This is a genomic window from Pseudomonas sp. Sample_23 (assembly GCF_004307595.1).
GTDB classification, from domain to species: Bacteria; Pseudomonadota; Gammaproteobacteria; order Pseudomonadales; family Pseudomonadaceae; genus Aquipseudomonas; species Aquipseudomonas atacamensis.
This window is the reverse complement of record NZ_RCNX01000059.1, coordinates 19,703-34,252: the sequence shown is the minus strand read 5'-3', so window position 1 is coordinate 34,252 and position 14,550 is coordinate 19,703. Positions and strand designations below refer to the sequence as shown.

Below are 14,550 nucleotides of genomic sequence, written 5' to 3'. Positions count from 1 at the left end.
TTCACAGCAGGTGTGCTTTTTCAGCTATATCCAGCCAATCTTGGCGAGCCGTACTCTTGCAAACAGTGGCGCAGAAACTTGCGTGTCATCGCCACTGTAATCCGACGATGTCTGTGCTCGGCACAGATCATTTGAAGGAACAATAAAAACAATATCTGCGGGAGATGAATCCAATGAGACTCGCTCAAGAGGAAGCCGTGGCCGTGGCGGCTACCGCGAAAAGCTGGCTGAAAGCTGCCGGCATCCTGCTTTGCCTGTCCACCCCGGTCGCCGCGCTCGCGGACATCAGAATCGGTGCGCTTTATCCCCTGAGTGGATCCCTGGCGTTACTGGGCGACGAGAGCTACCGTGGCCTCGAACTGGCCGTCGCCGAACGAAATGCCTTGGGGGGGTTGAAGGGCGAGCCGATCAAATTGCTCAAGGCCGACGCAGTCGATGCGGGACAAGCGGTCGGTGCCGCGCGCCGGCTCACCTCTGTTGAGAACGTCACTGCTGTATTTGGCAGCTATTCCTCGGCGCTGTCATTTGCGGCCACGCAGGTGACGGAGATGGCGGGGGTGCCATTTTTCGAATTGGGTGCGGTGTCCGACCACATCACTGAGCGTGGTCTTAGCTACGTGATGCGCAGCAACCCGACCGCCAGGAATTTCGCCGAAGGCACCATCACCGCCATCACGGACATTGTCAGCCCATCGCTCAAGGTCGATCCGAAACAATTGAAGGTCGCGATCATCCACGAGGATGCGCTGTACGGTACGACCATCGCCGGGTTTCAGAAAAAAATCGCTCAGGAGCAAGGTCTGAATGTGGTCGAGGTACTACCGTATTCGGCTAAAGCGGTCGATCTCTCATCGCTGATCCTGCGTTTGAAAGGCGCCCAGGCGGATGTGGTATTGCAGACCAGTTATCAGAACGACACGACGCTGTTTTTCCGCCAGATCCGCGAAGCCGGTTTCAGGCCCAAAGCCGTTATCGGCGCCGGCGGCGGCTATTCCATGCAGGACACGGTCAAGGTCGTCGGCGCAGCCAATATGGAAGGCGTGCTCGATGTCGATTTCCCACAGTTCCAGACCAATGAAAACGGCGCTCCCGGTATCGGTGCGTTCGCCAAGGCATACAAGGATCGCTACGGCAGCGAACCGCGCTCGGGCCACAGCCTGATCAACTATGTCGGGGCGAAGATATTCCTCGATGCCATGGAAAACAGTACTTCGCTGGACGCCGATGCGATCCGTGCCTCGGTGGCAACCATCGATATTCCTCTCGGCGGTACGGCTGCCGGCATCGGTGCCAGGTTTGGCAAGAACGGCCAGAACCAGCGCGCCAATACGGCAATCATGCAGTGGCAGAACGGACTGCTGAAAACCGTTTACCCCCAGGCAGCCGCCGTTGCCCAAGCGCGTTTTTCCGACCAACCCTGATACCTGAACCCCGCAATCTGCTGAAGCTTGATCATTGAGCTTCACGGGTTCGTTCGCTCGCAAAGAGGGCGCCAACCGTGGAAATTTTCATCCAGCTCCTGTTGAACGGCTTATTGCTCGGTGGCACGTTGGCCATCATCAGCATCGGCCTGACTCTGATTTTCGGCATCGTGCGAGTGGTCAACTTCGCCCATGGCGAGTTTCTGATGATCGGCCTGTATGCCGTGTACTTGCTGAATTCGCACTTCGGCATCCACCCGTATATGGCGATCATTCCTGCGACGATCCTGTTGTTTGCCGCTGGTGCGGCAATGCAGCGTTTCATCATTCAGCCGTTGCTTGGCGCTGAGGGACATATCCAGATTTTCGCCACCGTGGGCGTCTCGATTGCCCTGATGAACGGCGCGTTGCTGATCTTCGGTGCCGACGTCATGACGGTGAAGAACATCAGCGTCGGTACCACAACCGTCAGCTTTGGCGCCTTTCGCGTCAGCAGCGGTCAGTTGATCACTTTTGTCGCGTCGCTCGCACTGGTCGCGGGGCTGCACTGGTTTTTGCAGAACACCTTTCTCGGTCGGGCCGTCCGCGCTACTGCACAGCATCGCAACGCGGCGCAACTGATGGGCGTCAACGTCAAGAACATCTATGTGTTTGCCTTCGGCCTGGGTTGCGCCTGCCTGGGCGTCGCCTCGGGACTGATCGCTCCGCAATATCCGGTCTTTCCAACCGTTGGCACTTTCTTCGTGCTGACGGCGTTTGTGATTGTGGTGCTGGGCGGTCTGGGCAGCCTGTCCGGCGCACTGATCGGTTCAATGCTGATCGGCATCGTCGACAGTCTCGCCGGTTACTACATCGCGCCGGACCTCAAGGAGGTCGTCTATTTCACGATTTTCCTGGGCATCCTGGTGTTTCGTCCGACAGGTCTTTTCGGCGCCGGTCGCGGGTCTGAGTGAGGAAAATGGTCATGAATATTTTGCACCCGCGTGTCTATGTCAGTGCACTGGCCCTGGCGCTGTTACTGATCATTCCATTGAGCGTTGGCTCGCCGTTCGTTTATCACCTGTTCATCCTCATATGCAGTTATGCGGCACTGGCCAGTGCCTGGAACATCGTCGGCGGGTTTGCCGGCCAGCTTTCGTTGGGGCATGCCGTGTTCTATGGAGTGGGCGCTTACACGACGACGCTGTTGATGATGAAACTGGGCATCAGTCCATGGATCGGCATGTTCGCTGGCGCAATCCTGTCGTCAATTGTCGCGGTGCTGATCAGTTGGCCGTGCTTCAGGTTGCGCGGGCCGTTTTTTGCCTTGGCGACCATTGCGGTGCTGGAGGTCGTGCGTCTGGTGGCGATCAATCAGCATGACGTGACCGGTGGTGCGGCAGGGCTGGGCGTACCGCTGAAGCTCGGTTTCGAGTGGATGTTGTTCCGCCCGCGCTGGCCATACCTGCTGATTGCCTTCGCGTTTCTGCTCATCACATTGGCGGTGTCGTGGAAGATCAAGAATTCCCGACTGGGTTATTACCTGATCGCCGTGCGTGAGCGTGAAGACGCCGCCCATGCGGTGGGCGTGAACTCGGTCAAGGTCAAGCTGATCGCCGTGGTGTTGTCCGCATTTATCACCAGCCTGGTCGGCAGCTTTCACGCGATGTACCTGACCTTCATCGAACCCGGCTCGATGTTTTCTCTGGAGATGTCGATTCAGATCGCCATGTTCGCGTTGATTGGTGGACTGGGCACGGTATCGGGACCGCTGATCGGCACTTTGCTGGTGCTGCCGCTGGCTGAACTGGCACGCGGCTGGCTGGGCGATCTGGGCAGCGGTGTGCACGGTCTGGTCTATGGCATCGTGCTGGTCGCGGTGGTGCTGACTATTCCGCAAGGCGTGGTGGGGCGTTTTGGGGCCCGGATATTTGCCTGGATCGACTCATTGCCCGGCGGCCGTCGTCCGATGGCAAATACAGAAGCACCGATCGGGCCGACCTTGGCGCAAGCCCACTCGGCCACGCACGGTGAGCCGGTTCTGGTCGCAGAAAACCTGCACAAGTTCTTTGGCGGACTGCACGCCACCAACGATGTTTCGCTGAGCTTGGCCGAAGGCGAAATCGTGGGTGTGATCGGCCCGAATGGCGCCGGCAAAACTACGGTGTTCAACCAGCTCTCCGGATTTCTCCTGCCGTCCAAAGGCCAAGTGAAAGTGCGCCTGCTCAATGGCGACTGGGTCACCCCGAACAGCCCGGCCGAGTTCGCCAGGGCAGGCATTGGCCGGACCTTTCAGATCGTCCAGCCATTCGCTGATTTGAGTGTCTGCGAAAACATCATGCTCGGTGCATTCATGCACACCGCCGACGCGAAGGAGGCGAGGGCGATCGCCGAGCAAGTCGCCGAGCTGACCGAACTCACCGCGCTGCTCGACACCCGGGCGCGCAACTTGACGGTCGGCGGCATGAAGCGCCTGGAAATGGCCCGCGCCCTGGCGACGCGCCCGCGCATCCTGCTGCTCGACGAGGTCATGGCCGGCCTCAACCCGACGGATGTTGCCAAGGCCATCGCAGTCATTCGCCGGGTGCGTGATTCGGGTGTCAGCGTGTTGATGATCGAGCACTTGATGCAAGCCACCATGAGCCTTTCTGACCGCATCGTCGTGATCAGTTCCGGCACGCTGCTGATGCAGGGCGCGCCTCATGATGTGATCAACGATCCTCAGGTGATCGAAGCCTACCTCGGCAAGGAGTACAGCCATGCTTAAACTCGACAACGTCCACAGCGGCTATGGCGGTACGGAGATTCTTCGTGGCGTGTCGTTCGAGGTCAATGCCGGTGAGGTGGTGACCATCGTCGGCGCCAACGGCGCCGGCAAAACCACGACCCTGCGCAGCTTGTGCGGCATCGTCACACCGTCCCAAGGCACGATCGAATTCGAAGGCCAGCGCATCGATGGCAATCGCCCCGATCAGATTGTCGACGCGGGCCTGACACTGATACCGGAGGGGCGCCAGTTGTTTCCCTTCATCAGCGTGCGCGACAACCTCTTGATGGGCGCCTACAAACGCAGTGCACGAGCAGGCTACAGGCAGCGTCTGGACAATATTCTCGATCTGTTTCCGAGGGTGCGCGAACGCCTTGATCAGAACGCCGGGACACTGTCGGGCGGCGAACAACAAATGGTTGCCATCGCCCGGGGCCTGATGGCCGAGCCGAAATTGTTGATGTTTGATGAGCCGTCGCTGGGCCTGTCGCCGCTGCTGGTATCGCAGGTCTTCGAGATCATCGACAGGATTCTCCAGTTGGGCACCACCGTGTTGATCGTCGAGCAGAACATCGTTCATACGCTGCGCATTGCTCATCGCGGTTACGTGCTGGAGAACGGCGAGGTGGTGCTCAGCGGCACCGGCCAGGAACTGCTGGAGAACCCGCACGTCAAGCGTGCTTATCTGGGGCTCTGACCCAGTCCATTCATCTGCAAGCGAGAGAAGGTCATGACTCATTCCAGACACGCCGGGCGCACCGTATTGGTCACCGGCGCCGGGGGCGGCATCGGTGCGGCGATCGCGCGGTTGTATTGCGAAGAAGGTGCAGCCGTGGCGCTGCTCGATGCTGATGCCAACAAGGTGCAACAGCAGGGCGTGGCGTTGCGTGATGCCGGTTTTGCGGTCGCGTGGGCGCAGGCTGATGTCGCGAGTTTTCAAGACTGCGCTGCTGCCTGCGAGCGCGTGCAAGGTGAGCTTGGCCCCATCGATACCCTGATCAACAACGCCGGCATTTCGCCCAAACACCACGGCGCACCCGCGCCGATCTGGACCATGGCGCCGGATGAGTGGCTGCGGGTGGTCGATATCAACCTCAATGGCTCCTTCAACCTGGTGCGAGTGCTCGCGCCCGGCATGGTCGAGCGCCGGTTCGGGCGCATCGTCAATATGTCTTCGGTGGCGGGCAGCGCGTTCTTGCCGATTGTCGCAGCGCACTACAGTGCGACCAAAGCCGCAATCATCGGCTTTACCCGCCACCTGGCCGGCGAACTCGGGCCGTTCGGTATCACCGCCAATGCGCTGGCACCGGGACGAATCGAAACGCCATTGCTCAAGACCGTATCAGCCCAGGCCAATCAAGCCGTGGTCGACGAGACACCGCTGCGCAGGCTGGGTACACCGCTTGAGGTGGCAAGGGCGGCGTGTTTTCTCACGTCGAGTGAAAGCGACTTCATTACCGGCCAGGTGGTTGATGTCGCGGGCGGCTGGTTGATGCGCTGATGACTTCTTGCGAGGACGTTTGTCATGGTTAAAACAATGGGATTTCCCGGACGCTACGAGCAGGGTCCGAATGCATTGCACCAATTGGGCAGAGTGCTGAACGACATGGGCCGATCGCGGCCGCTGGTGCTTTGCGATGAGTTTGTCGCCCGGCATCTATGGCCGCAGGTTGGCGCCGCGTTGCAGGACCAGGGATGGGAGCCATTGCACATCGAGTTTCCCGGCGAGTGCACGCGCGCTGCGATTGCGCAGTTATCCGAGCAGGCATTGCTGCACGCCCCCGACACGATCATTGCGCTGGGCGGTGGCAAGACCATCGATACGGCGAAGGGGCTGGCGGCCAATCTCGACGTACCGATCATTGTCTGCCCCACGATCGCTTCAAGTGACGCGCCAACGAGTCGGCTGATCGTGCTTTATGACGAAGAGCACAAAGTGGTGGGCGTGGAGTTCCTGAAGATGAATCCCGCTGCGGTGATTGTCGATACAGAGGTCATCGTTCAGGCGCCGGCACGGTTCTTCGCGGCCGGGATCGGCGATGCCATCAGCAAGAAATTCGAAGCCCGACAGTGCTACGCCGCCGGCGGCCACAACTCTTTCGGCACACCGCCGCTGCACACGGCGTTGATGCTCACCAACCTGGTTTTCGACACGCTGATGCAGTGCGGCGTCCCGGCTTATCAGGCGGTGTGTCGTCATGAACTCACCGATGATGTCGAGCGGGTCATCGAAGGCACCGTGCTGATTAGCGGTGTCGGTTTCGAGAGCGGTGGTTTGTCACTGTCCCATGCCCTGGTTCGGGGGCTGACCGCGATACCGGCGATGGCGTCGATGCTGCACGGCGAACTGGTAGCGTTCGGCACGCTGGTGCAGATGGCGGTGGAGGCGCGACCGGTCGAAGAGATTGAACAGGTCGCGCGTCTGCTGCACGCGGTGAAGCTGCCTGTGACGTTCGCTGAGCTGGGTCAGCGCACGCCATTGACGACGGCGCAGATCACTATCCTCGTGGACGCGACCTTATCGGCGGCATACGCCAGAAACATGCAACCGCCCTTGACCTACCAGCGCCTGGTGGAAGGATTGGCGGCGGCTGACAGCCTGGGTGCGCGGTTGATCAGAGGCTGCGCGAAGCCGCCCGCGATGCTGTGATCCTGCGTCACAACAGGTATGACCAAGTAGCTGTTTTCTCCCGTACAGCGACGCCATAACCTTTCCCTCAAGCGAAATCCTGGCGCAATCAAGTGCTGTGAGTTCGTCAAGAAAACCTAGAGGCCTGACTATGAATACTCCTGTTAAACCTGATGAGCTCGCCATTGCGTACCAGTTGCCGCAAGTTCCATTCATGACGCCCGACATGGTGCATCCGGGCGTCATGACGCAGTGGCTTGAAGACGATGCGCTGTGGGTGCCGGTAACGAAATCTGTCTCCTTCAAGCCATTGCTGCTCAACACCAGCGGCGGCTATTACATCAACCTGTTGCGGGTGCGTCAGGCCGGCGTGCTGTCGCGTCACCGCCATACCGGCGGCGTGCATGCGATCGTGCTCAAGGGTCGCTGGTACTACCTGGAGCATGACTGGGTCGCGGAGGAGGGGTCTTTTGCCTATGAGCCGCCCGGTGAAACGCATACCCTGTTCGTCCCCGAGGATGTGAGTGAAATGATCACCTGGTTCCACGTGCAGGGTGGCTACACTTACGTCGATCCGCAGGGCGTTGCCGTGGGTTACGAAGATGTGTTTACCAAGCTTGAAGCCGCCCGAGCGCATTACAAGACGCTGGGTTTGCCGGACGACTACATCGAACAGTTCATTCGCTGACCCGGCCCCCATGAAAAAGCGCGCTTCGGCGCGCTTTTTCATGAGCGTTGAGACAACATGCCTTCAAGCTTTTCGCCAGGACCGGCCATGGACAATTATTCGCAGCTACTCGCTTTTATCTGGTCTACCGAATGTGGAAGTTTTTCTGCTGCCGCGCGCGCCCATCACCTGACGCCATCAGCGGTCAGCAAACTGATCACCCGCCTGGAAGATCGCTTGCAGGTCCGGCTGTTCCAGCGCGGCTCGCGCGTGCTGACGCTGACCGAGGAGGGCGCCGCTTACCTGCGCAGCGCCAAAGCCGTCGTCGAAGCCATGAACGAGGCGGACTCGCTGGCCGAGGCGTTGCCCTCCAGGGTCAGTGGCACCCTGCGCATTCACACCATGACCTCTTTCGCCAAACACCAGATCGTGCCGTGGCTGCCGGAATTTCTGGATTTGTATCCCTCACTGGACGTTGAGATTCAACTCGGTGCGCAATTCGTCGATCACTTCGAGCAAGGGCTGGATATCGCCATCCACAGCGGCGTATTGCCCAGCTCATCACGCATTGCCAGACGCATCGGCGAATGTGAATGGCTGATCTGTGCCTCGCCGCAGTACCTGGCTGAACACGGCACACCAACCACACCCGCAGATTTGCTGAATCATCGTTGCTTCAATTTCAGCTTCGTCAGCCCGTGGAACAAATGGTCATTTTTGCAGGATGGAGACGGCGTCTCGGTACCGGTGACCGCCAGCGCGTCTTTTACTCAAGGCGATCTGTTGCGCGACATGGCGCTGTCAGGCGCTGGCGTGGTGAAGCTTGCGGACTTTCATATCGGGCTTGATGTAAAAGCGGGAACGCTGGTGCCGTTGCTTGAGGATTTCAAAACGGGTGTGGTCGAGCCGATCTACCTGCTTTATTCGGATCGCAAGCATTTGAGTCCACGGATACGAGTGTTCATCGAGTTTTTTCAGAACAAGTGGCGTGAGCATCCGTGGAAAACTGAAAGCTGGCTGTAAAAGACTGGCGTCAGCGACGGACTACTCCGTCGCCAACAGCCTCTTTACCTCAGCCACAATCACCGCAATATCAAACGGCTTGGGCACCACCACATCAAACAGATCCGAACGCTGCATGCCGATGTGCGCTTGCGCGCCACTCATGAGAATGATCGGCAAGTGTTTGACGGACGGCTGGGCACGCACGGCTTCGGCGAATTCGAGGCCGTCCATGACTGGCATCATGAAGTCAGTGATGACCAGGGCTGGACGTTCTCTTTCCAGCACTTCGAGAGCCTTCTTGCCATTGCTCGCGGTCACAGTCATGAAGCCCTCATCCTCAAGCGCAAAGCCAAGAATGTCAGCAATCAGATACTCGTCGTCGACTACCAGAATGGTGGTCATGTTATTTCAACCCGCTTGAAGACTTACGAAATTGAACCAGGCAATGACTCAGCTGCGACTGAAGGTTCATTTTTCAAAGCCTTTTCCAGGAACACATCTTGATCGCGTACAACCACCTCGAACCGCGACGGGTTGTAGGAGCTATCGCGTACCTTAAGAATGGAAAGCGTCCTGCGAAGTTCAGCGTGATTCTCAAAGAAACGCATGAGTATCAGGTTGTCGACAATACTGGACAGGTCAGAGTTCGGTGCGCTGACCTCGGAGCCGAACAAATCGCGCATTTCCCAAGAGGCAAAGACCGTCACGCCTCTGGACCGCAGCTCGTTCATCAATGCACTGAAAAAGTCGGTGATGCGTTCCGGTGTGGTTGACACCCGTGTCATGCCGCTCAGGCTATCGATGAACAGGCGCTTGATGCCTTTCTCATCGACCAGGCTCAGCAGGCGTGCGCCGAGGCCATCAAGCAAACCCTCCGTTGTTGGCTGCCAGGCAATGCTCAATGCGCCGCTGTGTTCCATGTGTTCAATATCGATGCCCAGCGAACGGCCTTTCAGGCGCAGGCGCTGCGGGCTTTCATAGAAACCGAAATGCAGGCCAGGCGCTTCGGCCGTAGATTGCGCGAGAAACTTCAGGCCCAGCGTGGTTTTGCCGATGCCGGAAGGACCCATGACCAGCGTGACGCTGGAGCTGTGCAAGCCGCCACCGAAGATCTCGTCGAGCGAAGCAATGCCGCTTGGAATGCGCGTCATGTCCGCGCTGTCGGGGGCGGAAGGGCGCTTGTAGAGACTTTCGAGGCGCGGGTAGACGACCAGGCCGTTATCGGTGATTTCACATTCGTGAAGACCGGTCAACGCGCCGCTGCCGCGGGTCTTGCGCAAATGAATGCGCCGTACCGAACGGGTACCGAACAGCTCTTCGCCCATTTCGATGACGCCGTCGACCATCGTATGCTCGGGGCTGCCGTCGTCCAGGCGCGAGCTGGTCAGGAACAGCACGGTGCAACCGGCAAATGCGGCATGGCCTTGCAGTTCAGAGATGAATTTTTTCGTGTCGATCGGCGAGTCGGCTTTGGAGCGTGCATTGAGCAGGCCGTCGACGACCATGACGGTCGCCTTCTGGCGGGTGATTTCGCGTCGCAGCAGCTTTACGACTTCATCGAGGCCTTCGTTTTCCAGCGTATCGAATGCGCTGACAAACTGAATTTCGGCGCCGACTCGCGAGGCGTCGAAGAAACTCATGGTCGACAGGAACTGGAACAGGCGGTCGTGGGACTCGGCCAGCAACGTGGCGACCAGCACACGACCGCCATTACGGGCATGGTGAAACCCTAGCTGGTTGGCAAGGATGGTCTTGCCGGAGCCCGGGCGCCCTTGAATGATGTATGAGGCGCCGGCGACAAAGCCCCCCTGAAGCAGCGCGTCGAGCCCTTCGATCCCGCTTTGAAGGCGTTTTAGCTTTTCCACAATGCGACCCTGATCTGAATAAACAGGCTTGTTCAGCCGAATGAGTGAAATGCTAACGCCATTTCCGGTTGAGGGCCATAAAGGCTGGGGAAAAGTAGCGTTTTTGCAATGTGAACCTGGCACGTGACTGCTCGGGATCAGGGGGTAGTGACAAGTCCGGCACAGGAAGATTCGATTTTTCGAAACCCGGAAGCCGATTACCTCCATATGCGCTGCTGCGGACCGTGAGGGTAACGGCTTGCCACTTTGCTTTCATGAAATCGTCACAAAACTGCTGCAGAGTTCGGGAGCCCGTAATCACTAGGTGTCATTTAATGAAAAGTTTGATGAAGTCTGCTGCGCTCGCCATTGCGGTATCTCTTTGTGCCACCTCGGCCTCCTTTGCAGCAGAAAATGTTCGCCTGACGGGGTCCGGAGCAAGTTTCCCGGCGCCGATCTATCTGACCTGGTTCAAGGATTTCAGCAAGAAATCCGATGGCGTCACTGTCGATTACCAATCCAAAGGCAGTGGCGCGGGCGTACAGGACTTCTTGAACAAAACCGTGGATTTCGCTGCCAGTGACTCGGCAATGAAGGACGAAGATATCGCCAAGGTCGCCGAAGGCGTGCAGTTGCTGCCAATGACCGCCGGGGAAATCGTGCTGGCCTATAACCTGCCGGGCAATCCCAAGGGCCTGAAGCTGCCACGCGACGTCTATTCCAACATTTTCCTGGGCAAGATCACGCGCTGGAACGATCCGCAGATCGTCGCAGCCAACCCGGACCTGAAACTCTCCGATACGCCGATCACCGTTGTCGTGCGTGCAGATTCCAGCGGTACGACCGCGGTATTCACCAAGCACCTGGCAACCGTCAACGCCGAGTTCAAGCAGGCGCTGGGTGAGGGCAACACCGTCAACTGGCCAGCCAGTGACAAGTTCATCAAATCGCCGAAAAACGATGGCGTAACCGCTACCGTACGCCAGACCCCTGGTGCGATTGGTTACATCGAATATGGCTTCGCCAAACTGGCCAAGGTCGACTTTGCCCAGTTGCAGAACAAGGCTGGCAATTACGTCGTGCCCAACGCCGAAAGCGGTGCCGAGGCCCTGGCGGCGGTGAAGATGCCGGAAAACCTGGTGGCCTGGCTGCCTGATCCGGACGGTGCCAAGTCCTATCCGATCACCTCTTATACCTGGATGATTTTCCGCAAGGACAATGGCAACCCGGCCAAGGCCAAGGCCATGCGTGAAATGGTCGAATACAGCCTGACCGAGGGGCAGAAGATTGCCGATTCGATGGGTTACATCCCGTTGCCACAATCGGTCGTCGAACAGGTTCGCAAAGCGTCCGCCAACATTCAGTAACGCCGTGAGGTCTCTCTCGGCGTGTGCGTCTGCGCCACGCCGGGAGAGTTTTCCCCCTGTTCCGGACTTAGCCCATGAACAAACCTTTTGTCGTACCGGTTAATCCCGACTCTGCCTGCCAGCCGCCTTCGACGAAGGATTTCCTGGTTGATCGCACCTTCCGCGCGCTCGCACGCATCGGTGTGGTACTGATTCTGGCGCTGGTATTTGCACTGGTGTTCGAAGTCGGACGCAAGGCACTACCCGGTATGGAGAAGCACGGCTTCGATGTGCTTCTGGGCAGCGTGTGGGACGTCAACCAAGGCAAATACGGCATCCTGCCGGCCATCTGGGGCACGCTTTACAGCGCCTTCATCGCGTTGCTGATCGCCGGTGTCTTTGGCGTGAGCATGGCGATTTTCCTGACCCAGGATTTCCTGCCAACCAAGCTCGCTGCGCTGTTTCGCACCATCGTCGAACTGCTCGCGGCCATTCCCAGCGTGGTCTATGGCCTGTGGGGGATCTATGTGGTGATCCCGGCGATTCGGCCGCTGACGACCTGGTTGAACAGCGAACTGGGCTGGATACCTTTTTTCGGCACGTCCCTGAGCGGTCCGGGCCTGCTGCCCGCAGCGCTGGTGCTCGCGATCATGATTCTGCCGACCATTGCCGCCGTGTCGCAGGACGCGCTGACGGCTGTGCCGATGAAAACCAAACAGGCCGCGTACGGCATGGGCACTACCCATTGGGAAGCGATTCTCAAAGTGATGGTGCCTTCGGCCGCCACCGGCATTTTCGGCTCGCTGGTGCTGGGCCTGGGGCGCGCGCTGGGTGAAACGATGGCACTGGCCATGCTGGTCGGCAATGCCAACAACATTTCCCTCTCGCTGTTTGCACCGGCCAACACGCTTGCCGCTCTGCTGGCGCTGAACTTCCCCGAAGCCGGGCCGAACGAGATCGAGGTTTTGATGTATGCCGCCCTCGTGCTGATGTTGATTACGCTGATCGTGAACATTTTCGGCTCGATGATCATGATGTACGCCCAACGGGGTAACAAGTGATGACTGATCTGACCGCAGCAACAGACCTGACGGCGCCAACCGGTGCGATGCCCAGCTTGCAACGCAGGTTCGAAGGCCGCGCGCTGCGCAGCCTGATCCTGACCACCCTGGTCTGGGCAGGTGCTTTGCTGGCCAGCGTGCCGCTGATTTCCGTGCTCTACATGCTGATCACTCGTGGTGGCGCGCGGCTGAACCTGGAAGTCTTTACCGAACTGCCGCCGACCGGCTTCGAGATGGGCGGCGGTTTCGGCAATGCGATGGCAGGTACTTTCGTAATGGTCGGTATCGCGGCAGCGATCGCGGTGCCGGTCGGGATCATGGCGGCCATCTTCCTGGCAGAGCTTGGGCCGGACAGCAAGCTGGGCAACGCCGCACGTTTTGCCGCCAAGATGCTCACGGGCCTGCCGTCGATCCTGGCGGGGGTGTTTGCCTACGCTTTGGTAGTAATGACCACCGGCACGTATTCGGCACCGGCAGGTGGCGTGGCGCTCGCCGTCCTGATGCTGCCTATCGTGGTGCTGACCGCCGAAGAATCGATGCGGATGGTGCCCAAGATCATGAAAGATGCTGCTTATGGCATGGGCTGCACTCGCTCGCAGGTCATCTGGAAAATCATCTTGCCGACCGGCATGCCGGCGATCCTGACTGGCGTGATGCTCGCCGTGGCGCGTGCCGCAGGCGAGACGGCACCGTTGTTGTTTACCGCGCTGTTCAGCAACTACTGGATCTACCACCAGGGCAATCTCGATGTCATGAATCCGACTGCCTCATTGGCGGTGCTGATCTACAACTTCTCCGGCATGCCTTTCGATAACCAGCTCGAGCTCGCATGGGCGGCCTCGTTGGTGCTGGTGATGATCGTGCTGTTCGTGAACATCATCAGCCGGATTTTCGGCAAGCCCAAGTATTAAGAACGGGAGCATCTGATTTTGAACGTATCCACTGCGCAAATTGCCGCTCCGTTTGTCACCCAGGCGCCTGTAGTCATGGACTGCAAACTGGACAAGATTTTCTACGGCAACTTCATGGCAGTACGTGACAGCCACGTGCCCATCGAGAAAAACAAGATCACCGGATTCATCGGTCCCTCAGGCTGCGGCAAAAGTACCGTGCTGCGCAGCCTCAACCGGATGAACGATCTGGTGAAGGGCTTTCGTTTCGAGGGCCATGTGCATTTCCTCGGGCAGGATGTCTATGGCAAGGGCGTCGACCCGGTGGTCGTACGTCGCTACATCGGCATGGTGTTTCAACAGCCTAACCCGTTCTCGATGAGCATCTTCGACAACGTCGCGTTTGGTCTTCGCCTCAATCGCTACAAGGGCGATATCGGTGACCGCGTCAAGCATGCGCTGCAAGGCGCCGCGCTGTGGGACGAAGTCAAGGACAAGCTCAAGGTCAGCGGCCTGTCGCTTTCCGGCGGCCAGCAACAACGCCTGTGTATCGCCCGGGCAATCGCCACTGAGCCGGAAGTCCTGCTGCTGGATGAGCCTTGTTCGGCACTGGACCCGATCGCCACCCGACGCGTCGAAGAATTGATGGTCGAGTTGAAGAAGGACTACACCATCGCACTGGTGACCCACAACATGCAGCAAGCCATCCGTGTTGCTGACACCACGGCGTTTTTCTCGGTGGATATTTCCCAGGGCACGCGCACCGGTTATCTGGTCGAAATGGGGCCGACCGCGCAGATCTTCGACAACCCGCGTGAACAGATGACCGGCGATTACATCAGCGGCAAGTTCAGCTGAGCCTTGCCACCGGTCACGGCCGCCTACCTGCACAAGCCAAATGGATTTGGCGGGCATCGGTGGACATTTACCAAGCGTTTCCA

14 protein-coding genes are annotated in these 14,550 nt (G+C 58.8%); 12 read left to right on the top strand and 2 right to left on the bottom strand.

The features are described from left to right. The first annotated feature begins 173 nt into the window (after window positions 1-173). The 8 genes from D8U82_RS15785 to D8U82_RS15750 all read left to right on the top strand — a co-directional run bounded on the left by D8U82_RS15785 (window position 174) and on the right by D8U82_RS15750 (window position 8,486). A complete protein-coding gene (locus D8U82_RS15785) occupies window positions 174-1,421 on the top strand; it encodes an ABC transporter substrate-binding protein (protein WP_130902499.1) in 1,248 nt (415 codons plus the stop codon). Window positions 1,422-1,498: 77 nt separating this feature from the next. After that, complete coding sequence (locus D8U82_RS15780; RefSeq protein ID WP_024012825.1) at window positions 1,499-2,374, top strand: branched-chain amino acid ABC transporter permease; 876 nt, start codon at window positions 1,499-1,501, stop codon at window positions 2,372-2,374. 11 nt (window positions 2,375-2,385) lie between these two features. Then, window positions 2,386-4,167 carry a branched-chain amino acid ABC transporter ATP-binding protein/permease gene (locus tag D8U82_RS15775; RefSeq protein ID WP_024012826.1) on the top strand — a complete coding sequence of 594 codons (1,782 nt, stop codon included), beginning with the start codon at window positions 2,386-2,388 and terminating at the stop codon, window positions 4,165-4,167. Further along, window positions 4,160-4,864, top strand: a complete 705-nt coding sequence (locus D8U82_RS15770; protein WP_016774571.1) for an ABC transporter ATP-binding protein — start codon at window positions 4,160-4,162, stop codon at window positions 4,862-4,864. Before D8U82_RS15775 ends, D8U82_RS15770 begins: the two co-directional genes overlap by 8 nt. A gap of 33 nt (window positions 4,865-4,897) precedes the next feature. Further along, window positions 4,898-5,668: an SDR family NAD(P)-dependent oxidoreductase gene (locus D8U82_RS15765; RefSeq protein ID WP_130902498.1), complete on the top strand. Its 771-nt coding sequence runs from the start codon at window positions 4,898-4,900 to the stop codon at window positions 5,666-5,668. 24 nt (window positions 5,669-5,692) lie between these two features. Beyond that, entirely contained in the window at window positions 5,693-6,817 is a 1,125-nt protein-coding gene (locus tag D8U82_RS15760) for a glycerol dehydrogenase (RefSeq protein WP_130902497.1), read from the top strand. Window positions 6,818-6,947: 130 nt separating this feature from the next. Beyond that, window positions 6,948-7,484 carry a 2,4'-dihydroxyacetophenone dioxygenase family protein gene (locus D8U82_RS15755; RefSeq protein WP_024012829.1) on the top strand — a complete coding sequence of 179 codons (537 nt, stop codon included), beginning with the start codon at window positions 6,948-6,950 and terminating at the stop codon, window positions 7,482-7,484. An 87-nt stretch (window positions 7,485-7,571) separates the two neighbouring features. After that, the gene (locus D8U82_RS15750; protein WP_071172325.1) at window positions 7,572-8,486 is read left to right on the top strand and encodes a LysR family transcriptional regulator; all 915 of its coding nucleotides are present in this window, start codon (window positions 7,572-7,574) and stop codon (window positions 8,484-8,486) included. Window positions 8,487-8,507: 21 nt separating this feature from the next. On the opposite strand, the gene D8U82_RS15745 is transcribed toward D8U82_RS15750, so the two are convergent. After that, window positions 8,508-8,870 carry a response regulator gene (locus D8U82_RS15745; protein WP_122746352.1) on the bottom strand — a complete coding sequence of 121 codons (363 nt, stop codon included), beginning with the start codon at window positions 8,868-8,870 and terminating at the stop codon, window positions 8,508-8,510. Window positions 8,871-8,893: 23 nt separating this feature from the next. Next, window positions 8,894-10,333 (bottom strand): ATPase domain-containing protein, encoded by a 1,440-nt coding sequence (locus D8U82_RS15740; protein ID WP_016774586.1) that lies wholly within the window; start codon window positions 10,331-10,333, stop codon window positions 8,894-8,896. A gap of 314 nt (window positions 10,334-10,647) precedes the next feature. Here D8U82_RS15740 and pstS point away from each other — a divergent pair, with 314 nt between their 5' ends. The 4 genes from pstS (at window position 10,648) to pstB (ending at window position 14,467) form a co-directional block, all read left to right on the top strand. Then, on the top strand, window positions 10,648-11,679 hold the full coding sequence (gene pstS, locus D8U82_RS15735) for a phosphate ABC transporter substrate-binding protein PstS (RefSeq protein ID WP_051600442.1): 1,032 nt from the start codon (window positions 10,648-10,650) through the stop codon (window positions 11,677-11,679). Between the two features lie 74 nt (window positions 11,680-11,753). After that, window positions 11,754-12,719 (top strand): phosphate ABC transporter permease subunit PstC, encoded by a 966-nt coding sequence (pstC, locus tag D8U82_RS15730; RefSeq protein WP_024012838.1) that lies wholly within the window; start codon window positions 11,754-11,756, stop codon window positions 12,717-12,719. After that, window positions 12,719-13,630, top strand: coding sequence for a phosphate ABC transporter permease PstA (pstA, locus tag D8U82_RS15725; protein WP_016774590.1), 912 nt, complete (start codon window positions 12,719-12,721; stop codon window positions 13,628-13,630). Before pstC ends, pstA begins: the two co-directional genes overlap by 1 nt. A gap of 75 nt (window positions 13,631-13,705) precedes the next feature. Continuing rightward, complete coding sequence (gene pstB, locus D8U82_RS15720; RefSeq protein WP_016774591.1) at window positions 13,706-14,467, top strand: phosphate ABC transporter ATP-binding protein PstB; 762 nt, start codon at window positions 13,706-13,708, stop codon at window positions 14,465-14,467. The last annotated feature ends 83 nt before the right edge of the window (window positions 14,468-14,550 follow it).

Bases quoted from the DNA above. Each gene is read 5' to 3' on its own strand.
- D8U82_RS15750 (WP_071172325.1), top strand. From the start codon at position 7,572: ATGGACAATTATTCGCAGCTACTCGCTTTTATCTGGTCTACCGAATGT.
- D8U82_RS15760 (WP_130902497.1), top strand. From the start codon at position 5,693: ATGGTTAAAACAATGGGATTTCCCGGACGCTACGAGCAGGGTCCGAAT.
- D8U82_RS15745 (WP_122746352.1), bottom strand. From the start codon at position 8,870: ATGACCACCATTCTGGTAGTCGACGACGAGTATCTGATTGCTGACATT.
- D8U82_RS15765 (WP_130902498.1), top strand. From the start codon at position 4,898: ATGACTCATTCCAGACACGCCGGGCGCACCGTATTGGTCACCGGCGCC.
- D8U82_RS15755 (WP_024012829.1), top strand. From the start codon at position 6,948: ATGAATACTCCTGTTAAACCTGATGAGCTCGCCATTGCGTACCAGTTG.
- pstA (WP_016774590.1), top strand. From the start codon at position 12,719: ATGACTGATCTGACCGCAGCAACAGACCTGACGGCGCCAACCGGTGCG.
- pstC (WP_024012838.1), top strand. From the start codon at position 11,754: ATGAACAAACCTTTTGTCGTACCGGTTAATCCCGACTCTGCCTGCCAG.
- pstB (WP_016774591.1), top strand. From the start codon at position 13,706: ATGGACTGCAAACTGGACAAGATTTTCTACGGCAACTTCATGGCAGTA.
- pstS (WP_051600442.1), top strand. From the start codon at position 10,648: ATGAAAAGTTTGATGAAGTCTGCTGCGCTCGCCATTGCGGTATCTCTT.
- D8U82_RS15770 (WP_016774571.1), top strand. From the start codon at position 4,160: ATGCTTAAACTCGACAACGTCCACAGCGGCTATGGCGGTACGGAGATT.
- D8U82_RS15775 (WP_024012826.1), top strand. From the start codon at position 2,386: ATGAATATTTTGCACCCGCGTGTCTATGTCAGTGCACTGGCCCTGGCG.
- D8U82_RS15785 (WP_130902499.1), top strand. From the start codon at position 174: ATGAGACTCGCTCAAGAGGAAGCCGTGGCCGTGGCGGCTACCGCGAAA.